Here is a 23,385-nt window from a genome sequence, read left to right as displayed (position 1 = left end):
AGGAGGTCCGTAGGTGGACACATCGAACACTCCGGCGGCGTCAGCGCCACCGGTTGAGGACGAACGAGTATGGAAAGCGGGCCGGCTTGAGCCGATGCCCATCAGGAAACTCCCCGACGCGCCTCCCTCGGTGCACATTCTGGGGCCCACCGTCTTCCTCGTGGCCCTGGGCGTCGGGATGGGCGAGTCCTACATGTGGCCCAGGCTGGTGCTGCTGTTCGGGCCGGAGATCAGGTGGCTGTTCCTGATCGGCGTGACGCTCCAGGCCGTGGTCATGCTGGAGATGGCGCGCTACGCCATGGCCACGGGGGAGAGCATCTTCTCCGGCGCGGCCCGGGTGTTCAAGCCGCTGATGTGGTTCTTCTTCATCGTCGCGATCGCCGTCTACATCTGGCCGGGGCACCTCTCGGCCGGCGCGGCGGCGCTGGAGGAGATATCCGGAATCCCCTGGGTCGTGACCGCCGTCGCGGGGCTCATCCTGGTCGGCGTGGTCTTCAGCTTCGCCAAGGTGATCTACAACGTGCTGGAGAAAGTGCTGTCGCTGCTCATCGGCACGCTCGTGGTCGGCACCTCGGTGGTCGCCGCCATGGTCGGCTCCTGGGACGACGTGGTCACCACGATCTCCGGCATGTTCGCCTTCGGCTACCTGCCGGCGGAGGCCATGACGGCGGCCTGGTTCCCGGTCATCGTCGGGGCGTGCGCGTTCGCCGGGCCGTCGGGCATGCAGCAGATGTGGTACACGCTGCACCTGCGTGCCGCCGGTGCCGGCATGGGCGCGCACATTCCCAAGGTCCGCGGGCTCCGGCACGCGGGCGAGGAAGAGGCCATGCCCTCGCGTGGCTTCATGTTCGACACCGACGACCCGGCGGAGATGGCCAAGTGGAAGGGCTGGCGGCGCTGGGTCACCTTCGACGCCCTGCTCCTCTTCTGGGGCATCACCATGCTGGTCACGATCTCCTTCACGGTGATCGCCCAGGCGGCGGTTCGGCAGAACCCCGCGGTCCGTACGGCCATCCAGGGCGACGACCGGGAGGTGGCGCTCAGCGCCATGTCGGACGCCGTCTCCTCGGCCGGCAGCTCGGCCCTCGGTGTGATCTTCCTCGGGTTCATCGCGCTGATCGGGCTGAACGCGACTCTCGGGCTGTTCGACTCCTTCTCGCGCGGCCAGGCCGACATGGCCTACAACTTCGTGAAGGGCGCGAAGAAGCTGCGCATGTCGCACCTGTACGCGGGCTTCCTGTGGGGGGTGATCATCTTCGGCATCCTGATCCTGCTGTTCGGCCCCGCTGACGGGCCGAGCGGGATCCTGGACACGCTGGCGTTCCTGTCGACCTTCGCGATGGGCGCGTACTGCGTGACGCTGCTGCTGGTCAACAACCGCATGCTGCCCAAACCGATCAGACCGAAATGGTGGACGAACCTGATCATAGGATTTGGCGCGTTCTTCTACCTCGGCATGCTGTTCTACAGCCTGTTCGCCTTCGGCGTGGTCGTGGGCTGATGATCGAACGGCAAAGCCTCGAACTCGCCCTGCCAGGGGCGTCGATCGGAGCCGGAGCCGGCGCCTTGGCCGGTGGGCTGACCCTTCTCGCAGGGCAGCCCGCCGGTCTGGTGGCGCTGTCGGCGCTGTCGCTCGCCGTCCCCCTCGCCTTCTTCGGCGGGCTGTACGGCGTCCTGCTCGGTCACGGAGTGTTCCGGCCGGGAACCTTCGGGCCCGTCGGCCTCTACTGGATAGCGGGCTTCCCGCTGTCCCGGCTGGTCCAGGAGAGCCTGACCGGAATCGGCCTGGCCGACGGCGTGCTTCCCTTCCTGGCCTATCAAGCGATGTTGAGCCTCGGCTTCGCGATCGGCTTCCTCTGGCTGCACGAGCGGTTCATGCCGCCATGGCTGCTGCGCCACGCCGAGGGCAACCCGCGGGCGGAGACGCTGCTCAGCCAGTACATCAGTCACGCTGAGCAGATGCGGCCGAGGTCGAAGAAGGGAGCGCGCCGATGAACGTGCCCGCCTGGGCCTGGCTCGCCACTGTCGGCGTTTTCGGCCTCGTGCTGGCGTTCGATTTCTATCTTGTCGCCCGTAACCCGCGCGAGCCCGCCTTCAAGGAGTGCGTGCGCTGGGTGTCGCTGTACGTAGCTTTGGCGGTGGTCTTCGGGGTCGGGCTGCTGCTGGTGTCGGGCCCGCAACACGGCGGCGAGTTCTTCGCCGGCTGGATCACCGAGTACTCGCTCAGCGTGGACAACCTCTTCGTCTTCCTGCTGATCATGAGCCGCTTCCAGGTGCCGCGCGAGCATCGCCAGAAGGTGCTGCTCATCGGCATCATCCTGGCGCTGGTCATGCGGGGCGGCTTCATCGCCGCCGGCGCGGAGGCGGTGGAGAGGTTCGACTGGCTCTTCTACGTCTTCGGCGCCTTCCTCGTCTACACGGCCTGGAAGCTGATCGGGCACGAGGAGGAGGAGGCGGAGTTCTCCGAGAACATCGCCCTGCGCACGGTCCGCCGGGTGCTGCCCACCACCGACACCTACTACGGCGGCCGGCTCACCGTACATCTCGGGCGCAGGATGGTGACGCCGATGCTGATCGTGATGGTCGCCATCGGCACCACCGACCTGCTGTTCGCGCTCGACTCGATCCCGGCGATCTTCGGACTCACCAAGGAGCCCTACCTGGTCTTCACCGCCAACGCCTTCGCCCTCATGGGGCTGCGCCAGCTGTTCTTCCTCATCGGTGGCCTGCTCGATCGGCTGGTCTACCTGAGCAAGGGCCTGTCCGTGGTGCTGGCTTTCATCGGAGTGAAGCTCATCCTCGAAGCCCTCCACCACGACGGCGTCTCATGGGCGCCGCAGATCCCGATCCTGGCGTCTCTCGGCGTCATCATCGGCACGCTCGCCGTGACCACGGTGCTGAGCCTGCTCAAATCGGCTCGGGACGCCAAGGTCGCGCAGGCGGCGGAGCCGGAGAAGTCGGAGTCGATGGAGCGCTGAACCTGCCGCGCGCGGGGGCGACCACCCCTGTGCGCGGCGCTTCAGCTAGCTGCGCGCACTTGTTTGCACATCATGCTCTGCGACCCACTGGGTCATGTAGTGCTCCGCCCGCTCGGCGGAGTGCTGCTTGCTGATCGCGGTGGCCAGGCCGATGCCGATCATCCGGCCGTCGGCGGGCTGTCCAGCGGGATCACCAAGGAAGAAGCGGACAAGCGCCTTCTTCATTCTTCTTGCACCTCCCATCACTGTCATCCTCTGCCCGAGGTGTTTCGGGACAAGCGTTCTCGTGTGAACGCCGAGTCAATTCGTGGACGGCGTGCGGGGACGCCGCCGTCGCACCGGCTTGGGGGCGGGCTCGACCGGCTCGTTCTCGCGCTGCTCCATGTAGGAGGCGCGGGTGTGCTCGGTGTGCTCTCGCATGATGTGGGCGGCGCGGTGCTCGTCGCCGGCCTCGATGGCGTCGATCAGCGCCGTGTGCTCCTGCCAGGAGGCCATGCCACGCTGGCGGGCCACAGGCGTGTGATACCACCGCACCCGGCGGGCCACCTGGCTGGCCAGCTCGGCCAGCACGCTGTTGCCCGACAGCGCGGTGACCAGGGCGTGCAGCTCCGAGTTGGTGGCCACGGCGGACTCGACGTCGTCGGACTCCACGGCCGCGATGCCGCGCGCGCACAGGACGCGCAGGCGGCGCACGCCGTCCTCGCCCGCGTGCTGCGCGGCCAGCCTGGCGGACTCGGTCTCCAGCAGCGCGCGGACGGCGAGCAGCTGGTCGGCCTCCTCCACCGTCGGAACGTGCACGAACGCGCCCTGGCCGGGGTGCAGGTCGACCCAGCCCTCGCCGTTGAGCTGCTGCAGCGCCTCGCGGACGGGCTGCCGCGAAACCCCGAGCAGCTGGGCCAGCTCGCTCTCCACGAGGTGCTGGCCGGGCTTGAGCTGGCCGGAGACGATGAGCTCCTGGATTGCCTCGATCACGCTCTCCCGGAGCGTGGCAGGGCGGGGGATCTTCGTGGCCGCCGCCTGACCGGCCTGATCCGACAGCAACATGAAAGTCTCCAGGACTGCTTAATGGATTTAGTCGACTGCCTACAGCATACCGCTAAGCATGGTCACCAAGTCGTGAGTCTCGTCACAGAGAGCCACGTCACAGCGCTGCCTATTCCCGGGGGCGCCATCACTGATGGCCGTCACAGGGGGATGGTGGCGGGCAGGCCGGGTGCGCGCAACCGCAGCGTCCCCAGTGCGGGCAGGGCCGCGAGCCCGCCGGCGATCAGCAGGGCCGTCGCGGGCGCGGACAGGGCCAGCAGGGCCAGGGCGACGGCCATCACACCCGCCACCGCCTTCGCGCTGTAGACCACGGCATGGATCTCGCCTACCCTCTCGACGCCGAAGAAGTCGCGCACCAGGCTGGCGACCAGAGGGTAGAAGGCCCCGCCGCCCAGACCGGCGGCTATGGCGCCGAGCCAGAGCAGCGGTCCACCCGCCTGCGCCAGCACCGCCTCGTGAGCGGCGAGCCCCGGCGCCGCCTGGGCGAGGCCTGACGCGGCGGACTCCGGCGTCACACCCGTCGCGGCGAGCTCGCGGAACGGACCGGCCGTCGTGACGTCCTGCATGGCCGCCAGCAGGAGGACCTGGCCGGCGGCGAGCACGGTCAGGACGGCGGCGAGCACCTGGCGGCGGCCGAACACCTCCGAGCAGCGCATGGCCGCCGACCGGCCCGCTCCGTTGAGCGCGACCATCAGGGCGAGCGCGCCCCACGAGCCGGTGGCCGCCACCGCGACCACGTCGAACAGGGACACGGCGCCCGCGCACGCCAGGATCACGGCGAGTGCGGGCAGCGCGCGCGTGCGCATGGCCTGGGCCAGCCCGAACTGCTTGACCGCCGCGGGGTTGCGGCGCAGGATCGCCGCGTCCAGCGCGTGCGCGCGCGGGTCCACGGTCTCGGGCCACCAGTGCCGGGGCGGCAGCCGCAGGAACCGAGCCGCCGCCCCGATCGCCACTGCGGCCAGCGCCGCGGCCACGGCGAACGCGACGGGCGTCGCGGAGGGGGCGATCCCGGCCCACACGAGCAGCGGCACCGCGCCGTACCCGAAGGCGCCGGTCGCCAGGCTGACCCGGACCGCGGGCCGGTCGGGGTACCAGGAGGAGACGGCCTCGCTGCAGACGCCGTAGACGGCCCCCACCCCGAGGCCGCCGAGGACGGCGTACCCGAGAAGGGCGAGAGCGTAGGCGGGCGCGGCTCCCGGCGCGAGGCCGGAGGTGGTGGAGAGCAGGGCGAGGGTCAGCAGGCCCACGGTGGTCAGGGCGGCGCCCAGGCCCAGGGCCGTGCGCACCGATACGCGGCCGCGCCGTACGAGGTGCAGGGCCGGCAGGGCGCCGGCGGCCTGGCACACGACGCAGGCGGCCAGCAGGAACAGGCCGGATGCGCTGCCGGCGAGCAGTGCGGCGAAGCCGTACTGGAGGGGGCTGATCGCGGCCATGGCCGCGAGGGCGAGCCACAGCATCCGGCTGCGGTCGGCGGGGACGGGTCCGACGAAGTAGGAGCGTCCACGCCAGTCCCTAACTACTTCTGCATTCTCCATACTGTATGGAATATCCAGGAAGTGGTCGGCTGTCGAGCCCCTAGACGGAGGATATTCCATACGGTATACCGTCTACAAAGGAGGCTCGAATGGACCTGTACGAACATCAGGCGAAGGAGCTCTTCGGGCGCCACGGGATCCCGATCCCCGCGGGCAGGGTCGCGGCCACCCCTGAGGAGGCCAGGGAGATCGCAGCCGAGCTGGGTGTGCCCGTGGTGATCAAAGCCCAGGTGAAGACCGGCGGCCGGGGCAAGGCGGGCGGGATCAAGGTGGCGGCGGGACCGGCCGGCGCCGAGGAGGAGGCCGCCGGCGTCCTCGGCATGGACATCAAGGGTCATGTCGCCCGCACGGTGCTCGTCGAGGCCGCGACGGTGCCCTTCGAGGAGTACTACGCGGCCTTTCTGGTGGACAGGGCGCAGGGTGGCTTCCTGGCCATGGTGTCCGGCCAGGGCGGCATGGAGATCGAGGAGCTCGCCGAGACCGATCCGGACGCCATCGTGAGACTGCCGATCGACCCGGTGGCCGGTGTGGACGCGGAGACCGCGCGGCTGCTCGCGGCCAAGGCCGGCCTGCCGGAGGCGGCGGCGCCGGTCCTGGAGCGGCTGTGGCAGGTCATGATCGAGGAGGACGCGCTGCTCGTCGAGGTGAACCCGCTGATCTGTACCACCGACCAGCGAATCGTGGCACTTGACGGCAAGGTCACCCTGGACGACGCGGCGGCCTTCCGCCACTCGTGGGAGTACGCGGAGCGTTCGGACACCTTGGAGGACCAGGCCAGGGCCAAAAGGCTCAACTATGTCAAGCTCGACGGCCGCGTCGGCGTCATCGGCAACGGCGCGGGGCTGGTCATGAGCACGCTGGACGTGGTCGCCGGAGCGGGCGCGGCCCCGGCCAACTTCCTGGACATCGGCGGCGGCGCGTCCGCCAAGGTCATGGCCGACGGGCTGGAGATCATCCTGGCCGACCCCGACGTGCGATCGGTGCTGGTCAACGTCTTCGGCGGCATCACGACCTGCGACGCGGTGGCCAACGGCATCGTCACCGCACTCGAACTGCTCGGCGAGCGCGGCCTGACCAGGCCCATCGTCGTGCGGCTGGACGGCAACAACGCCGAGGTGGGGCGGCGCATACTCAGCGACGCCAGGCATCCGGTGGTCCGCCAGGTTTCCACCATGGACGGCGCCGCCGAGATGGCGGCCAGACTCGCGGCAGGTGCGTGATGGCGATCTTCCTGACCAAGGACAGCCGGGTGCTCGTCCAGGGCATGACCGGCGCGGAGGGCAGCAGGCACACCGCCCGCATGCTCGCGGCCGGTACGGAGGTGGTGGCCGGGGTGACCCCCGGCAAGGGCGGGCGCTCGGTCGACTTCGGGGAGCGCGCGGTGCCCGTCTTCGGCTCGGTGGCCGAGGCGATGGCCGAGACCGGCGCCGACGTGTCGGTGGTCTTCGTCCCGCCGCGCTTCACCCGTTCCGCCGTAGAGGAGGCCGTCACGACCGCGATCCCGCTCTGCGTGGTCATCACCGAGGGCGTGCCCGTGCACGACGCCGTCCGCTTCCGCGCGCTCGCGGCCGGGCGGACCAGGATCATCGGGCCCAACTGCCCGGGACTGATCAGCCCCGGGCAGTCGTCCGCCGGCATCATCCCCGCCGACATCACCTCCTCCGGGCGCATCGGCCTGGTCTCCAAGTCCGGCACGCTGACGTACCAGCTCATGTACGAGCTCCGCGACCTGGGCTTCTCCACCGCCGTCGGCATCGGCGGCGACCCGGTCATCGGCACCAGCCACATCGACTGCCTCCAGGCCTTCCAGGACGATCCGGGCACCGACGCCATCGTGATGATCGGCGAGATCGGCGGCGACGCAGAGGAACGGGCCGCCGCCTACATCGAGCGGCACGTCACCAAGCCGGTGGTCGCCTACGTCGCGGGCTTCACCGCCCCCGAGGGCAAGACCATGGGCCACGCGGGCGCCATCGTGTCCGGCTCGTCCGGCACCGCCGAGGCCAAGAAGCAGGCGCTGGAAGCGGCCGGCGTCCGGGTCGGGCGAACCCCGTCGGAGACCGCCAGGCTCATGCGCTCGGCCCTGGGCAGGGCGGCGGCATGAGGTTCGACGTCAACCTCTCGATCCTCTTCACCGACCTGCCGCTCCTGGAGCGGCCCGCCGCGGCGGCCAAGGCCGGGTTCGACGCGATCGAGCTGTGGTGGCCGTTCGGCACGCCGGAGCCGCGGGGCGCCGAACTGCGGGCCCTGCGCGAGGCCGTCCAGGAGGCCGGGGTCCGTCTCGTCGGCCTGAACTTCGACGCCGGGGACATGGCCGCCGGCGAGCGCGGGCTGCTGGCCAGGCCGGACGGCGCCGCCAGGTTCCTGGCCAACGTCGACGTCGCGGTCGCCCTGGCGGGCGAGCTGGGCTGCGGCGTGCTCAACGCCCTGTACGGCAACGGTCCGGAGACCGACAGGCAGCTGGCCGTCGCGAACCTGCGCACGGCGGCGGACGCGGCGGCCGGGATCGGCGCGACCGTGGTCGTCGAAGCCCTCAACTCCCACGAGAACCCGAAATATCCCATCACGTCGTCCAGCGCGGCCTTCGACCTGATCGACGAGGTGGACAGGGAGAACGTGGCCTTCCTGGCCGACCTCTATCACCTGCACCGCATGGGCGAGGACGTGACAGCGCTCATCGACACGCACGCCGGCCGGTTCGGCCACGTGCAGATCGCCGACGACCCCGGCAGGGGGCAGCCCGGCAGCGGGCGGATGCCGTACCCGGAGATCTTCGCGCGGCTGGAAGCCGCGGGCTACCGGGGGCACGTCGGGCTGGAGTACCGGCACGAGGGGCCGGGCGCGTTCGCTTGGAGGCAGCAGTGAGCATCGGTTTCGTCGGCCTGGGAATCATGGGCAGCCCGATGGCGGCCAACCTCGTCAAGGCCGGACATGACGTCACCGGCTACGACGTGAGCGCCGAGCGGGTCGCGCAGCTCGTCGCCCAGGGTGGCAAGGGCGCGGACAGCGTGGCCGAGGCGGTCGCGGGCGCGGACCTGGTCATCACCATGCTGCCCGACTCGCCGCAGGTGGAGCAGGTGGCGCCGGACATCGTCCAGCACGGCCGGGCCGGACTGCTCTACCTGGACATGAGCACGATCAGGCCGGAGACCTCGCGCTGGGTCGCGCAACTGGCCGCGGACCGGGGCATCCGCGCCCTGGACGCCCCGGTCAGCGGCGGGGAGCGCGGCGCGATCGACGGCACGCTCTCCATCATGGTCGGCGGGGTGGCCGACGACGTCGAGGCGGCCCGGCCCGTCCTCGCCGCGCTCGGCACCACGATCGTGCACGTCGGCCCGCCGGGCGCCGGGCAGACCGTGAAGGCGGCCAACCAGCTCGTCGTCGGCGGCATCTACGGCCTGGTGGCCGAGGCGATCGTGCTGCTGGAGGCCTCCGGCGTGGATCCGGTGGCGGGGCTGGACGTCCTCGCGGGCGGCCTGGCGGGGTCCCGGATCCTCGATCTCAAACGGCACACCATGATCAAACGCGAGTTCGCCCCCGGCTTCCGCATCGACCTCCACCACAAGGACATGGGCATCGCGATCGCCGCGGCCCGCGAGGCCGGGGTCGCCCTGCCGCTCACCGGGCAGGTCGCCCAGCTCGTCGCGGCGGCCAGGGCGCAGGGGCACGGCTCGCTCGACCACTCCGCGCTGCTCAAGGTGATCGAAGGGCTCAACAGATGAAACGTGTTCCGTGCATGGAGGCCGTGGTCGCGGTGCTGGAGTCGGAGGGCGTGGACACCGTCTTCGGCATCCCAGGAGCCGCCATCCTGCCGCTCTACGCGGCGCTCCAGCACAGCTCGATCCGGCACATCACGGTGCGCCACGAGGAGGGCGGCACCCACGCCGCCGACGGCTGGTCCAGGGTGACCGGCAACGTCGGCGTCTGTATCGGGACGTCCGGACCGGCGGGCACCAACATGATCACCGGCCTCTACACCGCGATGGCCGACTCGATCCCGATGATCTGCGTGACCGGCCAGGCCGCCACCTCCAAGCTGCACCAGGAGGCGTTCCAGGCGGTCGACATCGTGGAGATCGCCAAGCCGGTGACCAAGTGGGCGGTGCAGCTCAAGGAGCCCGCCCAGGCGCCCTGGGTGTTCCGCGAGGCCTTCCGCGTCGCGCGCTCCGGGCGGCCCGGCCCGGTGCTCATCGACCTGCCGATCGACGTGCAGCGGGGCACCTGTCTGTACGACCCCGAGCTGGACGCGCCGCTGCCCGTCGAGGTGCGGCGGCCGCTGCCCCAGGTGGTGCGCCGGGCCGTGGACATGCTCGCCGCGGCGAAGCGGCCGATCATCCTGGCCGGCGGCGGCGTGATCATCGCCGACGCCGCCGAGGAGCTGCGCGCCCTGGCCGAGCACCTCCAGGTGCCCGTGCAGGTGACGCTCATGGGCAAGGGCGCCTTCCCCGAGGACCACCCGCTGTTCGCCGGCATGGCCGGGATCCAGACCCAGACCAGGTGGGGCAACGCCGCGTTCCTGGACAGCGACCTCGTCCTGGCGGTGGGCGCGCGCTTCGGCGACCGGCACACCGGCGAGCTCGACGTCTACCGCAGGGGCCGCCGCTTCATCCACGTGGACGTCGAGCCCACCCAGATCGGCCGGGTCTTCGAGCCCGACCTCGGCGTCGTCGGGCACGCCAAGCCGGTGCTGGCGGAGCTGGCCGCCGAGGCGCGCGGCCGCACGGCCGCCTGTGAACCCGGCAAGTGGGTGCGCAGGGTCGGGGAGCTGCGCCGCACCATGGCGCGCAGGGACGACTTCGACGACGTGCCGATCAAGCCGCCGAGGGTGTTCAAGGAGATCAACGAGCACTTCGGCAGGGACACCACCTTCGTCACCGCGATCGGGCTCTACCAGATCTGGTCCGGCCAGTTCCAGACGACCTACCTGCCCCGGCGCTACCTGGTCTGCGGCCAGGCGGGGCCGCTGGGCTGGGAGATCCCGGCGGCGCTCGGCGTCAAGTGCGCCTATCCGGAGCGTGACGTCGTGGTGGTGGTGGGCGACTACTCCTTCCAGTTCCTCATGGAGGAGGTCGCGGTGGCGGCGCAGTACCGCATCCCGTTCGTCATCGTGATGATCAACAACGAGTATCTGGGCCTGATCCGGCAGGCCGAGATCCCGTACGACATGAACTTCGCCGTGGACCTCCACTACGGAGAGGGCGGCATCGACCATGTCAAGGCGATGGAGTCCTTCGGCTGCCCGGCGCGCAGGGTGGAGGTGCCCGGTGACATCCGCGACGCGCTCGTCTGGGCGTCCGCCGAGGCCGCGCGCGAGCGGCTGCCGGTGCTCGTCGAGGTGATGGTGGAGCGCGAGGCCAACGCCGCCATGGGGCCCTCGCTGGAGGCGATCAAGGAGTTCGAGCCGCTGCCCGAGCTCATCAGCGTCGACTGGTCCGACTGAGGAGGGCCCATGCAACTCAAACCGGGCACAGCCTGGCAGGACGCCTACGCGGGATGCCGCTCAGCGGCGCCGGAGGCCTTCCACGACGACCGGGTGCTCAATCACTGGGGCGGGTTCTGGCAGCGTGACGGGCGGCCGGCCCCCGTCTTCTCGCCGCTGGACGGCACCGCCATCGCCGGCCCGCCCCGGCTGGACCGGGCAGGAGCGGGGCGGGCCGTGGCGGGCGCGGTCGAGGAGCACCGGCAGTGGCGGCACCTGCCCCTGGCCGAGCGCAAGGCGAGGGTCGCGGCGGCCGTGGAGTCCATGGCCGAGCACCGCGACCTGCTGGCCCTGCTGCTCGTCTGGGAGATCGGCAAGCCGTGGAAGACGGCCCGTGCCGACGTCGACCGCTGCCTGGACGGCGTGCGCTGGTATCTCGCCGAGATCGACCGCATGGTCGCCGGGCGCACGCCCCTGCCGGGGCCGGTCAGCAACATCGCGAGCTGGAACTATCCGATGAGCGTCCTCATGCACGCCATGCTCGTGCAGGCGCTGGCCGGCAACGCGGTCATCGCCAAGACACCCACCGACGGCGGGCTGGCCTGCCTCACCCTCGCCTGCGCGCTGGCCGTGCGGGAGGGACTGCCTTTCACCCTGGTCAGCGGGGGAGGGGCGGAACTGTCGCCGGTGCTGGTGGCGGGGCGGTCGCTGGGCTGCGTGTCGTTCGTGGGCGGCAGGGACGCCGGGGCGAACGTCGCGACCTCGCTGGCCGACCTGGAGCGCAGGCACGTGCTCGAGCAGGAGGGGCTCAATGCCTGGGGCGTGTGGGAGTACTCCGGCTGGGAGACGCTCAGCGGTCAGATCCGGAGCTCCTTCGACTACGGCAAGCAGCGCTGCACCGCCTACCCGCGGTTCGTGGTGCAGCGGTCGCTGTTCCACGAGTTCCTCGGCGCCTATCTGTCGGCGGTCGGGTCGCTGCGCTTCGGGCATCCGCTCGCGGTCGCCGAGCCGGACGATCCGCTGCCCGAGCTGGACTTCGGGCCGCTGATCAACGCCTCGAAGGCCAAGGAGCTGGCCGACCAGGTGGACGAGGCCGTGGCGCGGGGCGGGGTGCCGATCCACCGGGCGTCGCTGGATGACGGACATTTCCTGCCCGGTCAGGATATTTCGGCGTACGTTGCGCCGGTGGCGTTGCTCAACCCGCCCCGCTCCTCACCCCTGTTCCACGCCGAACCGTTCGGGCCCGTCGACACGATCGTGCTCGTGGACACCGAGGCGGAGCTGCTGGCCGCGATGAACGCCAGCAACGGCGCCCTGGTGGCCACCCTGTCCTGCGACGAGGAGGAGACCTTCGGCCGGCTCGCCCCAGACGTGCGGGCCTTCAAGGTGGGGCACAACAGACCCCGCTCCCGGGGTGACCGCGAGGAGCTGTTCGGCGGGCTCGGCGCCTCCTGGCGCGGCGCGTTCGTCGGCGGCGAACTGCTGGTGCGGGCGGCCACCCAGGGTGGCGACGGCGAGCGCCTGCCCGGCAACTTCCCGCACTACACGCTGCTGCCCCAGAACCCGCTCGGCTAGAACATCCCGAACCGGGTCGCCACGACCAGCACCAGGAAGGTCGCCATGGCGACCCGCAACAGCTTGCCGCCGACCTTGAGCGACGGCCACGACAAATAGGCCAGCCAGACGATGAACGCCAGCACCGGCAGCACCGCCACGCCGCCGGGCCAGCTGGTGACCACGAACCCGGTCAGCAGCAGGATCACCATCAACGCGGGCGCCACCCACCGGGGCACCTGCGTGAACAGGAACGCCAGCGGCGTGGCGCTGCGCTGCTCCACGGCCTTGCGCAGGCCCGTCGCCCCGGGCGTGAAGAACTGCTCGCCGGGCGGCAGAGGGCGCTTGGGCTTGGCGCCCTTGGCCGGTCGCGGCTGGGCGAGTGGATGCTTGCGGCGGTCGTTGTTGGTGGCCACGGGCCGAGCCTAGCGCCGTAAGAATCGCTCCGTCGGTGCGGATCCGTCTGACATCCTGATGTGCGTGCTCGCCGTGATCCGTTACACCGTTCCAGAGTCCCAGTCCCAAGACTTCGCCAAGCAGGGCCACGCCATCCTCGACACCCTCGCCGCCCAACCCGGCTACCTGCGCGGCAGGCTCGCCAGGTCGGTCGACGAGCCCAACCTCTGGGCGCTCGTCAGCGAGTGGGAGGGCGCCGGGTTCTACCGCCGGGCGCTGTCCGCCGCCCGGATGGCGATGTATCCCCTGATGATCCTCATGGTGAACGAACCCAGCGCCTTCGAGGACGTTTACCTGCAAGACGGGTCGTAGCGATACTCGCGCGCGGGGGCGCGCGAACGTCCCCTAAGCTGGGAGCTTCACCGAACCTTCCTCGCCGACCTCCAGCCGGAAAGAGATCCAACCAACATGGCACGACGCACAGACGTCATGGACACCATCGTCAGCCTCGCCAAGCGCCGCGGGCTCGTGTACCCGTCGAGCGAGATCTACGGCGGACTGCGCGCGTCGTGGGACTACGGTCCGCTGGGCGTCGAGCTGAAGAACAACGTCAAGCGGCAGTGGTGGCTGTCCATGATCCAGGCCCGCGAGGACGTGGTGGGCCTCGACTCCTGCGTCATCCTGGCCCCCGAGGTGTGGCAGGCCAGCGGCCACGTCGAGACCTTCTCCGACCCGCTGACCGAGTGCCAGTCCTGCCACAAGCGCTACCGTGCCGACCACCTCCTCGAGGCCTACGAGGAGAAGAACGGCAGGGCGCCCGAGCAGGGCCTGGCCGACGTCACCTGCCCCAACTGCGGCAACAAGGGCTCCTTCACCGAGCCCAGGCAGTTCAGCGGCCTGCTCAAGACCTACCTCGGCCCGGTCGAGGACGAGTCCGGCCTCGCCTACCTGCGCCCCGAGACGGCGCAGGGCATCTTCATCAACTACCTCAACGTGCAGCAGTCGGCGCGCAAGAAGATCCCGTTCGGCATCGGCCAGGTCGGCAAGTCGTTCCGCAACGAGATCACGCCCGGCAACTTCATCTTCCGCACCCGCGAGTTCGAGCAGATGGAGATGGAGTTCTTCGTCAAGCCCGGCACCGACGAGGAGTGGCACCAGTATTGGATCGACGAGCGCTTCCGCTGGTACTCCGATCTGGGCATCAACAAGGACAACCTCCGCCTGTACGAACACCCCCAGGAGAAGCTGTCCCACTACTCCAAGCGGACGGTCGACGTCGAATACCGCTTCAACTTCACCGGCTCCGAGTGGGGTGAGCTCGAAGGCATCGCCAACCGCACCGACTTCGACCTGACTGCCCACTCCAAGGCGTCGGGCGTCGACCTCAGCTTCTTCGAGCAGGACACCGGCGAGCGTTACGTCCCCTACGTCATCGAGCCCGCCGCCGGTGTCGACCGGGCGACGCTCACCTTCCTGCTCGACGCCTACACCGAGGACGAGGCGCCCAACGCCAAGGGCGTCATGGAGAAGCGCACCGTCATGCGCCTCGACCACCGGCTCGCCCCGGTCAAGGCCGCGGTGCTGCCGCTGTCGCGCAACGCCGACCTGTCGCCCAAGGCCCGCGACCTCGCCGCGCAGCTGCGCAGGCGCTGGAACGTCGAGTTCGACGACGCCGGCGCCATCGGCCGCCGTTACCGCCGCCAGGACGAGATCGGCACGCCGTTCTGCATCACGGTCGACTTCGACACCCTCGAGGACCAGGCCGTCACGGTGCGCGAGCGCGACACGATGAGCCAGCAGCGCATCTCCCTCGACCAGGTCGGCTCCTACCTGCGCCAGCACCTGAACGACTAGATCCGGCTGAACCCCGGGCCGCCGAGCCGATCATCCTTCGCCGGCCCGCTGTCCGGTTCCGCCGCCTTCACAGGCCGCCCGCCGTCCATCCGCGGGCGGCCTGCGACGTTCTGTGTCCGCGTCTGTCCGCGTGCACGTGTCCGTCCGCGCGGTGTGACACAAAACCGCGGCGGGTTCAGGCTCACCCCCTTCTCAGGGCCCCTTCTCAGGCCAGGTGGCGGCCGAACCACGCCAGCACCCGCTCGTACGCCTGCGACGCCGCCTGAGGGTTGTAGCGCTGGCCGGTGTCGTTGAAGAAGGCGTGCCCGGCGCCGGGGAAGGTGACGAGCTCGTGGGTGAGCCCGGCCTTCTCCAGGGCAGCCTCGGCGGCGTCGCGGGTGGCGTTGACGCGGTCGTCCTGCTCGGCGTAGACGCCGAGGACGGCGGCCTTGCTGCCAGCCATGTCGGCGTTGTCCGGCAGCGGACCGTAGAAGGGCGCTGCGGCCGCCAGGCGCGGCTCGGCTGACGACAGCATGAGCCAGGTCATCCCGCCCCCGAAGCAGAAGCCGATCATGCCGAGTTTGGCCCCCTCCGCCCGGTTCGCCAGCTCGCCCAGTGCCGCCTTCATGTCGGCGACGAAGCGGGCGGGCTCGATCTCGCCGAGCTTGGCGGTCACTTCGGCCGTGTCGCTGAAGGAGGCGGTGCCGCCCTCGCGTGACAGCAGGTCGAGCGCGAGCGCGGAGTAGCCGCTGGCGGCGAGACGGCCGGCGACCGAGCGGATGTGGTCGGTGAGGCCGCGGTTCTCGTGGATGACCAGGACGGCTCCCTTCGGCTCCGCGGCGGCCGCCCACGCGCCCTGCAGCGTCGCCCCCTCGGGGCCGGCGAAGGTGACGGCCTCGGTCGGCAGCGGCGACGGGCCGGCGGGGCTGGGCTGTGCCGTGGGGGTCGCGGACCCGGAGGTCGCCGGGCCGGTGGGGCCGGCCGGTGCCGCTTCCTGGGGCGCGCCGCAGGCGGCGAGCAGGGCGGTGGCGGCGGGCAGTGCGAGCCCGAGCAGGCCCAGGCGCCGCAGCGCCTCGCGCCGCGGGATCAGTCCGTCCACGTGGTCGGTGGCCACCTCTTCTGCGAGATAGCGCTGGAAGGGCGTCATGCGTGGAGGTGTACCCCCCTCCACCGAAAGACCGTATAAAGGCCGGGGTTACGTACGTTTTCGCGTGCTCTTGATGGCATGCCCTTGTACCTAGGAGAGGACAGGGGACCCATGGCACGCATAACACGCTTCGCGGCCGTACTGGTGGCCGGTGGAGCGCTGCTCATGACGGGCAGCGCCGCCTTCGCCGACCCGGAGCCGTCCGCCCTGGAGCTCAGAGTGGTCGTCGACGACTGCCCCGAGGTCAGGCCATGACCGATGCCGCACTGCTGGAGCGGGCGCTGTTCGAGGTCAAGCGGGTGATCGTCGGGCAGGACCAGATGGTCGAGCGGCTGCTGGTGGCGGTCCTGGCACGGGGGCACTGCCTGCTCGAAGGGGTGCCCGGCATCGCCAAGACGCTGGCCGCCGAGACCATGGCCAAGGTGGTGGGCGGCACGTTCGCGCGCATCCAGTTCACGCCCGACCTGGTGCCGTCCGACATCGTCGGCACCAGGATCTACCGCCCGTCGACCGAGACCTTCGACATCGAGCTGGGCCCGGTCATGGTCAACCTGCTGCTCGCCGACGAGATCAACAGAGCGCCCGCCAAGGTGCAGTCGGCGCTGCTGGAGATCATGGCCGAGCGGCAGGTCAGCATCGGCGGCGTCACCCACCAGGTGCCGACGCCGTTCCTGGTGCTGGCCACCCAGAACCCGATCGAGTCCGAAGGCGTCTACCACCTGCCTGAGGCCCAGCGCGACAGGTTCCTGCTCAAGGTGGACGTGGACTATCCCAGCGAATCGGAGGAACTGGCGATCGCCTACAGGATGAGCGTCGACCCGCCGAAGCCGCAGCCCGTCCTGAGCCCCGAGCAGGTGGTCGCGCTGCAGCGCCGCGCGGACGAGGTGTTCGTGCACCACGCCGTCGCCGAATACACCGTCCGCATCGTCTACGCCACCCGCGCCCCCGAGCGCTACGGGCTGCCAGGCCTGGGCCGGCTGCTCGCCTTCGGCGCGAGCCCGCGGGCCACGCTGGGCCTGCTGGCGGCGGGCCGGGCGCTGGCCCTGATGCGGGGCCGCGACTACGTGCTGCCCGACGACATCCGCGACCTGGCGCCCGACGTGATGGCGCACCGGCTGGTGCTGTCCTTCGACGCGCTCGCCGACAACGTCTCGCCGAGACAGATCGTGGACCAGGTCCTGGCCACGGTGCCGCTGCCGGTCATCGCCCCGCAGCAGGAAACCGCGGCATGATCTCCTACCTGACGGCCGAGCCCGCGCTGCGCCGGCTGGAGCTGACGATCACCAGGAGGCTGGACGGGCTGCTCCAGGGCGAGCACCTCGGCCTGTTCCCCGGCCCGGGCAGCGAGCCCGCCGAGGCCAGGCCGTACCAGCCGGGAGACGACGTGCGGCGGATGGACTGGAACGTGACCGCCCGCACCGCCGAGCCGCACGTGCGTGAGCTGGTCGCCGACCGCGAGCTGGAGATCTGGACGCTGCTCGACGGTACGGCCAGCATGGACTTCGGCACCGCGGCGATGGAGAAGCGGGAGCTGGCGCTGGCCGCGGTGGCGGCGATCGGTTTCCTCACCCAGCGCACCGGCAACCGGATCGGCGCCCATCTGCTCCACGGCGGCGGCGTCAGGGTGCTGCCCGCCAGGACGGGCCGGCCCCACCTGATGGCGCTGCTGCAGGCCGTTTTCGGGCTGCAGCGCACCCCGCCGGGCACCGCGGGGCCACTGCTCGGCGTCGCGACGGCCCAGCTCGGCCGGGTGGTCAGGCGGCGAGGGCTGGTCGTCGTGGTGTCGGACTTCCTCGACGACCCGCGGACGTGGGAGTCGGAGCTGCGCAGGCTCACCGCCCGGCACCAGGTGCTGGCGGTGGAGGTGGTGGACCCGCGCGAGCTGACCCTGCCCGACGTGGGGATCCTGACGCTGATCGACCCGGAGACGGGCAGGCGGCGCGAGGTCTCCACGGCCAGCGCGCGGCTGCGGCTCAGGTACGCCGAGGCGGCGGCCGAGCAGCGCGGCGCCATCCAGGACGGGCTGCGCCGGGCCGGTGCGTCCCACCTGCGGCTGCGCACGGACGGCGACTGGGTCCGCGAGCTGGTGCAGCACGTGCTGCGGCAGCGGCGGCTCGCCCGCCTGGCCGTTCCGGCCAGGCCCGCGACGGGCCCCGAGCCGGCAGGGCCCGAGCCCGAAGGTGGTGGCGCGGCATGACGCTGCTCTCACCGGTCTGGCTGCTGCTGCTCGTCCCGGTCGCGCTGCTCGCCGTCGCCTACGTGCTCGTGTCGCGGCGGCGCAGCGCGTACGCCGTCCGGTTCACCAACCTGGACCTGCTCGACAAGGTCGCCCCGCGCGGGCCCGGGTGGCGCAGGCACGTCTCGGCCGCGGCGCTGCTGGGCATGTTCGTGCTGCTGGTCGTGGGCTTCGCCAGGCCGACGGCGGAGGTCCAGGTGCCCAGGGAGCGGGCGACGATCATGGTGGCGTTCGACGTGTCGGCCTCCATGAGCGCCACGGACGTCGCACCGGACCGGTTCACGGCGGCCAGGCAGGCGGCCACGCAGTTCGTCCGCGGCCTGCCTCCCCGGTTCAACCTGGGGCTGGTGGCGTTCTCCTCGCAGGCGGCGGTGGCGGTCCCGCCCGGCACCGACCGGCAGACGGTGCTGAGCGCGCTCGACCGTCTGTCCACCTCGTCCGGCACCGCCATCGGCGAGGCGGTCTACTCCTCGCTGGAGGCGATCGCCGCGCTCGACACCGAGGAGGAGGCGCCGCCCGCGCACATCGTGCTGCTGTCGGACGGCTCCAACACGACCGGCCGCACGGTCTCGGAGGCCGCGCGGGAAGCGGCCTCGCGCGGCGTGCCCGTCACCACCATCGCCTACGGCACCCAGGACGGCGTCATCGAACTCCAGGGCAGACAGGTGCCCGTGCCGGTCGACGGCCCGGCGTTGCAGAGCCTGGCCGAGGCCGCGGGGGGCGGCTTCTACGAGGCGGCCAGCGGTGACGAGCTCCAGGCGGTCTACGAGGACATCGGCACCTCGGTCGGCTACCGGACCGAGCGGCAGGAGATCTGGCAGTGGTTCGTCGCGGCGGCGCTGCTCTCGGCGCTGCTCGCGGCGGTGACCTCGATGCTGTGGTTCGCGAGGCTGCCGTGAACGGGCTCGGCAGGCCGAGCGGGCCCGACTTCCGCACGATACCCCTCAGCGCCCCGGCCGAGCCGGTCCCGCGGCACGCCGCGGCCGGGGGCACGCCCGCCGCGTCACCCAGGGGCGGCCGGCTGCTGGTGACCGCCGTGCTCGTCGCGGCGCTCACCGGCGGCGCGGCAGGGCTGGCGGGGGCCGCGATCTTCCGGGGGAGCGAGCCGGCCCCCGCCACCGCGCTGCCCCGGGCGGCGCCGGTCCCGGCGGGCGGCGTGACGGGCATGAGCGCCACCGCGGCCCGGGTGCTGCCCAGCGTCGTCTCCATCGAGGCGGGGCGCGGCGGCGGGTCCGGCTTCGTGGTGGACGGCCGCGGCCACATCCTCACCAACGCGCACGTGGTCCGAGGGGAGAGCCGGGTGACCGTGGTGCTGAACGACGGGCGCAGGCTCCCGGCCCAGGTGCTCGGCACCGACTTCGCCGAGGACCTCGCCGTGCTGGAGACCGAGGAGGTGGTCGGCCTGCCGGCCGCCTCGCTCGGCAGGTCAGCGGACCTGTCGGTCGGTGACCAGGTGCTCGCGATCGGCTCGCCGCTGGGCCTGTCGGGGACGGTCACCGCCGGCATCGTCAGCGCGCTGGACCGCGAGGTGCGGCTCGGCGGCTCCGCCCGCACGGCCGTGCAGACCGACGCCTCGATCAACCCCGGCAACTCGGGCGGCCCGCTCGTCAACGCGCGCGGCGAGGTCGTCGGGGTGAACACCGCGATCGCAGCCGGGCGGGGCGGCGGCAACATCGGCATCGGCTTCGCCATCCCCATCGACCGCGCCGCCCCCATCGCAGAGCGAATCATCCGAAACTAGGGTCCGAGTATGCGATTGCTGGTGGTCGAGGACGAGGAGGATCTGGTCGACGCGCTGCGCGTCGGCCTGATCCGGGCCGGATACGCCGTGGACATCGCCTACGACGCCCCGGCCGCGCAAGAGAAGCTCCAGGTCAACACCTACGACCTGATCCTGCTCGACCTCAACCTGCCCGGTGGCGACGGCTTCCAGCTGTGCCGGACGGCCAGGGCCGCGGGCAACGGCGTGCGCATCATCATGGTCACCGCCCGTGACCGGCTCGACGACCGCGTGCGCGGGCTGGACGAGGGCGCCGACGACTACCTGGTCAAACCGTTCGCCTTCCCCGAACTGCTGGCCAGGGTCAGGGCGCTGCTCCGCCGGGACACCGGCGGCACCTCCGTGCTCGAAGTGGGAGCGCTGCGGATCGACACCGCGAGGATGGAGGTGTCGCTGGGCGGCAGGGCCCTAGCGCTCACGCCCAAGGAGTACGGCGTGCTGCACTACCTGATGACCAGGCCCGGGCACGTCGTCTCCAGCGAGGAGCTGCTCGAACACGTGTGGGACGAGCACGCCGACCCGTTCACCAACACCGTGCGCGTGACCGTCGGGAACCTGCGCCGCAAGCTGCAGGAGGACGGCCTGATCGAGACGGTGATCAGCCGCGGCTACCGGCTCAGGGAGCCAGCATGATCCACACCATCCGGTTCCGGCTCACCGTGCTCTATTCAGGCCTGCTCTTCCTGCTCGCGGCACTGGTGCTCGGCGGCATCTACTACGCCGTCTCCCGCTCCACCGAGCAGCGCTCGTACGCCACCGAGATGGCCAAGGCCTACCGGGACGGCCAGTACATCGGCAAGCGGGAGGTGGTGCTGATGGAGGAGGTCGAGAACGCGATCAAGCTCGGGACCCTCGACACCCTGCGCGCCTACTCCCTCCTCACGCTGGGCGCCCTCTTCCTGGCCAGCCTCGGCATCGGCTGGATCCTGTCCGGCCGGGTGCTGCGGCCGGTCCGGTCGATCACCCGTACCACCGAGGAGATCCAGGCCACGGACCTGTCGCGGCGCATCACCCTGAACGGGCCGCGAGACGAGCTCAAGGACCTGGCCGACACCATCGACACGATGCTGGAGCGGCTGGAGGCGGCGTTCCGGGCGCAGCGCCAGCTCATCGACGACGCCTCGCACGAGTTGCGCAGCCCGCTGACCATCATCCGGGCGAACGTGGACGCCGTGCTGCTGTCGCCCGAGGCCAGCGACGAGGAGCGGACCAGGGCGGTCGCCATCGTGGACCGGGCGACGACCCGGATGACCCGGCTGGTGGAGGACCTGCTGGCCAGCGCCAGACGCCAGGGCACCGCGTTCGCCGACGCCGACCTCGACCTGTCGCGGGTGGCGGGGGAGGCATGCGAGGAGTACGCGGCGCTCGCCACCGCCCGCAGCCTCGTGGTGACCCGCGACCTGACCCCCGGCCTGGAGACGACCGGTGACCAGGACGCCCTGCGGCGGGCGGTGGCCAACCTGCTCTCCAACGCCGTCCGCCTGTCGCCGCCGGGCGGGCGGGTCGGGGTCGCCTCCGGCAGGTCGGGGCTGGACGGGGGAGCGGCGGAGATCCTGAGCGGCCCGTCGCGGATGAGCAAGCTGCGCCCGTCGAGCCGCGCCGGCGCCAGGGCGCGCGCGGAGGCCGAGGGTCTGGAAGCGGGGAGGGCCGGCGTGGACGCCGGCAGGACGGGCCAGGCGGAGGCCGGCATGGCGAAGGCGGGGCCGCCGGGCGCCGGCAGGGCGGGCGGGTGGTTGTGGGTGGCCGTGCGCGACGACGGACCCGGGCTCGCGACGGCGGACCAGGCGCGGGTGTTCGACCGGTTCTGGCGTGGGGAGGCCAGCCGCCGCGACCGGCACACCGGCCTCGGCCTGGCGATCGTCCGCCAGATCGTGGAGTCGCACGGCGGCAGGGTGGCGGTCTTCTCGCAGATCGGCCAGGGCGCCACGTTCGTCCTCTGGCTCCCGTCCCGCGACGCCGCTCCCGGCCCTGTCCCCGACTACAACCCCCTCACCTGAGCCCTCACCCCAGCGCGTTCTGCCGGCGGCGGCAGACGGCCAGGGTGACGGCGTAGGCGAGGGGCGGCAGCACGAAGACCGCCACGCGCAGGCCGTACAGGAACAGGGTGTAGGCGTCGTGCGGCACGGTGAGGAGGGCGGCCGGGGCGCGCGGGTCCGGGGGGATCGCGGAGACCCAGGTCGCAGCCCAGAGGACGGTGAAGAAAGTGATCACCGCGATGCCGAGCGCGGTGCGGACCGGGGCCTGCGAGGGGCGGTCCAGCAGATGGTGGAAGGCGTCGTCGCCGGTGAAGCGGCGCTCCAGGAACGGATAGAACAGCAGGATCGTGAAGAAGGCGGTCAGCGCCAGCAGCGGGATCCACAACCCGATCGACAGCACGAAGCCGAAGACCGTGAGCTCCCAGCCCGGTGACAGCCGCAGGCCGCCTTCCAGCACCCCGAAGTACCAGAAGGGCTGGGCCGACGGCGGCGGCGTTCCGGGCCGGTACGGGCCGTGCTCCCAGACCGGGTTGACCGTGACGAGCGTGGCCGCCAGGGCGATGGCCCCGATCGTGAACAGGGCGGTGGCGGCGTTCTTGACCGCGAAGTACGGGAAGAACGGGCCGCCGGACACCTTCGACTCGGCGCTCCCGCCCGCGCGCCGCTCGGTGTGCTTCTGCCGCCAGGTGAGGATCAGCCCGTGCAGCGGCACCACGGCCAGCAGGATCCCCGGCACCAGCAGCACGTGCGTGACGAACAGGCGCGGCACGACCTGCCCGGGGAAGGCGCCGTCGAAGGCGAACGACGACAGGTACGTCCCCACCAGCGGGATCGACAGCAGGAGGCCCTGGGCCTCGCGCAGCCCGGTGAAGGCGAGGTGGTCGGCGGTGAGCGAGACGCCGAGGAACGACTCGAACAGCACCAGCGCGAACAGGATCACGCCCAGCATCCAGGTCAGCTCGCGTGGCTTCCTGAACGCGCCGGTGAAGAACACCCTGAAGAGGTGCGCCACGATCGCCAGCACGAACACGGTCGCCGCCCAGTGGTGGAGCTGGCGCATCAGCAGCCCGCCGCGCACGTGGAGGCTGGTCTCCACGACGGAGGCGTAGGCCACGTCCGGGTTGGGCTTGTAGAACAGCGTCAGGAACGTGCCCGTCAGGACGAGCAGGACGAACGAGTAGAGAGCCAGTTCGCCCAGCAGGAAGGACCAGTGGCTGGGGAAGAGTTTGCGCAGGTTGACGCGCGTCCAGCCGGCCAGGCCCAGGCGGTCGTCGAAGAAGCGCACGCCCTCTTGCGCGGTCTTGGCCGAGCCCACGACGATGCGCCGGGGCCGCCCGGGTTTGGTAGGAGTGGCCATCAGGGCCTCCTGTAGGGGGTGTGACCCGATTCTGCATGCGTTGCCGTGGATACTCAAGAATTGGTTTGAACCATTGGTATAAACCAATCAGTGAAGCAACGGAATATTGATTGGATTAGACCTGTCTTAG

General features: G+C 71.1%; 24 protein-coding genes. 18 read left to right on the top strand and 6 right to left on the bottom strand.

Translation table 11 applies throughout. The annotated features are described in order from the left end of the window. The first annotated feature begins 94 nt into the window (after positions 1 to 94). The 3 genes from V5E28_RS02780 to V5E28_RS02770 are packed head-to-tail and all read left to right on the top strand — an operon-like array spanning position 95 to position 2,978. A complete protein-coding gene (locus tag V5E28_RS02780; RefSeq protein WP_336204642.1) occupies positions 95 to 1,501 on the top strand; it encodes an Nramp family divalent metal transporter in 1,407 nt (468 codons plus the stop codon). Then, positions 1,501 to 1,995, top strand: a complete 495-nt coding sequence (locus tag V5E28_RS02775; RefSeq protein WP_336204640.1) for a hypothetical protein — start codon at positions 1,501 to 1,503, stop codon at positions 1,993 to 1,995. Before V5E28_RS02780 ends, V5E28_RS02775 begins: the two co-directional genes overlap by 1 nt. Next, entirely contained in the window at positions 1,992 to 2,978 is a 987-nt protein-coding gene (locus V5E28_RS02770) for a TerC family protein (RefSeq protein ID WP_336204639.1), read from the top strand. Before V5E28_RS02775 ends, V5E28_RS02770 begins: the two co-directional genes overlap by 4 nt. Before the next feature lie 45 nt (positions 2,979 to 3,023). Here the strand turns inward: V5E28_RS02770 and V5E28_RS02765 are convergent, their stop codons facing one another. From V5E28_RS02765 to V5E28_RS02755, 3 genes are all read right to left on the bottom strand, one after another. Continuing rightward, entirely contained in the window at positions 3,024 to 3,203 is a 180-nt protein-coding gene (locus V5E28_RS02765; protein ID WP_336204637.1) for a hypothetical protein, read from the bottom strand. 75 nt (positions 3,204 to 3,278) lie between these two features. Next, on the bottom strand, positions 3,279 to 4,022 hold the full coding sequence (locus V5E28_RS02760; RefSeq protein ID WP_336204636.1) for a GntR family transcriptional regulator: 744 nt from the start codon (positions 4,020 to 4,022) through the stop codon (positions 3,279 to 3,281). Positions 4,023 to 4,162: 140 nt separating this feature from the next. Further along, positions 4,163 to 5,557 (bottom strand): hypothetical protein, encoded by a 1,395-nt coding sequence (locus V5E28_RS02755; RefSeq protein WP_336204634.1) that lies wholly within the window; start codon positions 5,555 to 5,557, stop codon positions 4,163 to 4,165. 89 nt (positions 5,558 to 5,646) lie between these two features. On the opposite strand from V5E28_RS02755, the gene sucC reads away from it, so the two are divergent. The 6 genes from sucC to V5E28_RS02725 are packed head-to-tail and all read left to right on the top strand — an operon-like array spanning position 5,647 to position 12,551. After that, positions 5,647 to 6,777: an ADP-forming succinate--CoA ligase subunit beta gene (gene sucC, locus V5E28_RS02750; protein ID WP_336204632.1), complete on the top strand. Its 1,131-nt coding sequence runs from the start codon at positions 5,647 to 5,649 to the stop codon at positions 6,775 to 6,777. Next, a complete protein-coding gene (gene sucD, locus V5E28_RS02745; protein ID WP_336204630.1) occupies positions 6,777 to 7,661 on the top strand; it encodes a succinate--CoA ligase subunit alpha in 885 nt (294 codons plus the stop codon). Before sucC ends, sucD begins: the two co-directional genes overlap by 1 nt. After that, positions 7,658 to 8,422: a hydroxypyruvate isomerase family protein gene (locus V5E28_RS02740; protein ID WP_336204629.1), complete on the top strand. Its 765-nt coding sequence runs from the start codon at positions 7,658 to 7,660 to the stop codon at positions 8,420 to 8,422. Before sucD ends, V5E28_RS02740 begins: the two co-directional genes overlap by 4 nt. Then, positions 8,419 to 9,279, top strand: a complete 861-nt coding sequence (locus V5E28_RS02735; protein ID WP_336204627.1) for a 2-hydroxy-3-oxopropionate reductase — start codon at positions 8,419 to 8,421, stop codon at positions 9,277 to 9,279. The genes V5E28_RS02740 and V5E28_RS02735 overlap by 4 nt, the downstream gene beginning before the upstream one ends. Continuing rightward, on the top strand, positions 9,276 to 10,997 hold the full coding sequence (gene gcl / locus V5E28_RS02730; RefSeq protein WP_336204625.1) for a glyoxylate carboligase: 1,722 nt from the start codon (positions 9,276 to 9,278) through the stop codon (positions 10,995 to 10,997). Before V5E28_RS02735 ends, gcl begins: the two co-directional genes overlap by 4 nt. 9 nt (positions 10,998 to 11,006) lie before the next feature. Then, positions 11,007 to 12,551: an aldehyde dehydrogenase family protein gene (locus tag V5E28_RS02725; protein WP_336204623.1), complete on the top strand. Its 1,545-nt coding sequence runs from the start codon at positions 11,007 to 11,009 to the stop codon at positions 12,549 to 12,551. Here the strand turns inward: V5E28_RS02725 and V5E28_RS02720 are convergent. Next, entirely contained in the window at positions 12,548 to 12,946 is a 399-nt protein-coding gene (locus tag V5E28_RS02720) for a DUF6703 family protein (RefSeq protein WP_336204621.1), read from the bottom strand. The two genes, V5E28_RS02725 and V5E28_RS02720, sit on opposite strands and share 4 nt — an antisense overlap. Before the next feature lie 64 nt (positions 12,947 to 13,010). Between V5E28_RS02720 and V5E28_RS02715 the strand changes: the two genes are divergently transcribed. Continuing rightward, the gene (locus tag V5E28_RS02715; RefSeq protein WP_336204618.1) at positions 13,011 to 13,298 is read left to right on the top strand and encodes an antibiotic biosynthesis monooxygenase family protein; all 288 of its coding nucleotides are present in this window, start codon (positions 13,011 to 13,013) and stop codon (positions 13,296 to 13,298) included. Between the two features lie 96 nt (positions 13,299 to 13,394). Then, complete coding sequence (locus V5E28_RS02710; protein ID WP_336204616.1) at positions 13,395 to 14,780, top strand: glycine--tRNA ligase; 1,386 nt, start codon at positions 13,395 to 13,397, stop codon at positions 14,778 to 14,780. Positions 14,781 to 14,985: 205 nt separating this feature from the next. Here the strand turns inward: V5E28_RS02710 and V5E28_RS02705 are convergent, their stop codons facing one another. Continuing rightward, positions 14,986 to 15,906, bottom strand: coding sequence for a dienelactone hydrolase family protein (locus V5E28_RS02705; RefSeq protein WP_336204613.1), 921 nt, complete (start codon positions 15,904 to 15,906; stop codon positions 14,986 to 14,988). Positions 15,907 to 16,017: 111 nt separating this feature from the next. On the opposite strand from V5E28_RS02705, the gene V5E28_RS02700 reads away from it, so the two are divergent. From V5E28_RS02700 to V5E28_RS02670, 7 genes are read left to right on the top strand one after another with little or no spacing between them, the layout of a single operon-like run. Further along, positions 16,018 to 16,161, top strand: a complete 144-nt coding sequence (locus V5E28_RS02700; RefSeq protein ID WP_336204612.1) for a hypothetical protein — start codon at positions 16,018 to 16,020, stop codon at positions 16,159 to 16,161. After that, on the top strand, positions 16,158 to 17,138 hold the full coding sequence (locus V5E28_RS02695; protein WP_336204609.1) for an AAA family ATPase: 981 nt from the start codon (positions 16,158 to 16,160) through the stop codon (positions 17,136 to 17,138). Before V5E28_RS02700 ends, V5E28_RS02695 begins: the two co-directional genes overlap by 4 nt. Next, positions 17,135 to 18,103 (top strand): DUF58 domain-containing protein, encoded by a 969-nt coding sequence (locus V5E28_RS02690; protein ID WP_336204608.1) that lies wholly within the window; start codon positions 17,135 to 17,137, stop codon positions 18,101 to 18,103. Before V5E28_RS02695 ends, V5E28_RS02690 begins: the two co-directional genes overlap by 4 nt. Next, a complete protein-coding gene (locus V5E28_RS02685) occupies positions 18,100 to 19,041 on the top strand; it encodes a VWA domain-containing protein (protein ID WP_336204606.1) in 942 nt (313 codons plus the stop codon). Before V5E28_RS02690 ends, V5E28_RS02685 begins: the two co-directional genes overlap by 4 nt. After that, positions 19,020 to 19,883 carry a S1C family serine protease gene (locus V5E28_RS02680; protein ID WP_336204604.1) on the top strand — a complete coding sequence of 288 codons (864 nt, stop codon included), beginning with the start codon at positions 19,020 to 19,022 and terminating at the stop codon, positions 19,881 to 19,883. The genes V5E28_RS02685 and V5E28_RS02680 overlap by 22 nt, the downstream gene beginning before the upstream one ends. A gap of 9 nt (positions 19,884 to 19,892) precedes the next feature. Beyond that, on the top strand, positions 19,893 to 20,555 hold the full coding sequence (locus V5E28_RS02675) for a response regulator transcription factor (protein ID WP_336204602.1): 663 nt from the start codon (positions 19,893 to 19,895) through the stop codon (positions 20,553 to 20,555). After that, entirely contained in the window at positions 20,552 to 21,919 is a 1,368-nt protein-coding gene (locus V5E28_RS02670; RefSeq protein ID WP_336204600.1) for a HAMP domain-containing sensor histidine kinase, read from the top strand. Before V5E28_RS02675 ends, V5E28_RS02670 begins: the two co-directional genes overlap by 4 nt. A gap of 4 nt (positions 21,920 to 21,923) precedes the next feature. Here the strand turns inward: V5E28_RS02670 and V5E28_RS02665 are convergent, their stop codons facing one another. Then, on the bottom strand, positions 21,924 to 23,255 hold the full coding sequence (locus V5E28_RS02665) for a cytochrome b (protein ID WP_336204598.1): 1,332 nt from the start codon (positions 23,253 to 23,255) through the stop codon (positions 21,924 to 21,926). Positions 23,256 to 23,385: the final 130 nt, after the last annotated feature.

Source organism: Nonomuraea sp. LPB2021202275-12-8, from assembly GCF_037044575.1.
In the GTDB taxonomy this organism is placed as follows: domain Bacteria; phylum Actinomycetota; class Actinomycetes; order Streptosporangiales; family Streptosporangiaceae; genus Nonomuraea.
This window is presented reverse-complemented; position numbering and strand designations above follow the sequence as displayed.

Bases quoted from the DNA above. Each gene is read 5' to 3' on its own strand.
- V5E28_RS02780 (WP_336204642.1), top strand. From the start codon at position 95: ATGCCCATCAGGAAACTCCCCGACGCGCCTCCCTCGGTGCACATTCTG.
- V5E28_RS02775 (WP_336204640.1), top strand. From the start codon at position 1,501: ATGATCGAACGGCAAAGCCTCGAACTCGCCCTGCCAGGGGCGTCGATC.
- V5E28_RS02770 (WP_336204639.1), top strand. From the start codon at position 1,992: ATGAACGTGCCCGCCTGGGCCTGGCTCGCCACTGTCGGCGTTTTCGGC.
- V5E28_RS02765 (WP_336204637.1), bottom strand. From the start codon at position 3,203: ATGAAGAAGGCGCTTGTCCGCTTCTTCCTTGGTGATCCCGCTGGACAG.
- V5E28_RS02760 (WP_336204636.1), bottom strand. From the start codon at position 4,022: ATGTTGCTGTCGGATCAGGCCGGTCAGGCGGCGGCCACGAAGATCCCC.
- V5E28_RS02755 (WP_336204634.1), bottom strand. From the start codon at position 5,557: ATGGAGAATGCAGAAGTAGTTAGGGACTGGCGTGGACGCTCCTACTTC.
- sucC (WP_336204632.1), top strand. From the start codon at position 5,647: ATGGACCTGTACGAACATCAGGCGAAGGAGCTCTTCGGGCGCCACGGG.
- sucD (WP_336204630.1), top strand. From the start codon at position 6,777: ATGGCGATCTTCCTGACCAAGGACAGCCGGGTGCTCGTCCAGGGCATG.
- V5E28_RS02740 (WP_336204629.1), top strand. From the start codon at position 7,658: ATGAGGTTCGACGTCAACCTCTCGATCCTCTTCACCGACCTGCCGCTC.
- gcl (WP_336204625.1), top strand. From the start codon at position 9,276: ATGAAACGTGTTCCGTGCATGGAGGCCGTGGTCGCGGTGCTGGAGTCG.
- V5E28_RS02725 (WP_336204623.1), top strand. From the start codon at position 11,007: ATGCAACTCAAACCGGGCACAGCCTGGCAGGACGCCTACGCGGGATGC.
- V5E28_RS02710 (WP_336204616.1), top strand. From the start codon at position 13,395: ATGGCACGACGCACAGACGTCATGGACACCATCGTCAGCCTCGCCAAG.
- V5E28_RS02705 (WP_336204613.1), bottom strand. From the start codon at position 15,906: ATGACGCCCTTCCAGCGCTATCTCGCAGAAGAGGTGGCCACCGACCAC.
- V5E28_RS02700 (WP_336204612.1), top strand. From the start codon at position 16,018: ATGGCACGCATAACACGCTTCGCGGCCGTACTGGTGGCCGGTGGAGCG.
- V5E28_RS02695 (WP_336204609.1), top strand. From the start codon at position 16,158: ATGACCGATGCCGCACTGCTGGAGCGGGCGCTGTTCGAGGTCAAGCGG.
- V5E28_RS02690 (WP_336204608.1), top strand. From the start codon at position 17,135: ATGATCTCCTACCTGACGGCCGAGCCCGCGCTGCGCCGGCTGGAGCTG.
- V5E28_RS02685 (WP_336204606.1), top strand. From the start codon at position 18,100: ATGACGCTGCTCTCACCGGTCTGGCTGCTGCTGCTCGTCCCGGTCGCG.
- V5E28_RS02675 (WP_336204602.1), top strand. From the start codon at position 19,893: ATGCGATTGCTGGTGGTCGAGGACGAGGAGGATCTGGTCGACGCGCTG.
- V5E28_RS02670 (WP_336204600.1), top strand. From the start codon at position 20,552: ATGATCCACACCATCCGGTTCCGGCTCACCGTGCTCTATTCAGGCCTG.
- V5E28_RS02665 (WP_336204598.1), bottom strand. From the start codon at position 23,255: ATGGCCACTCCTACCAAACCCGGGCGGCCCCGGCGCATCGTCGTGGGC.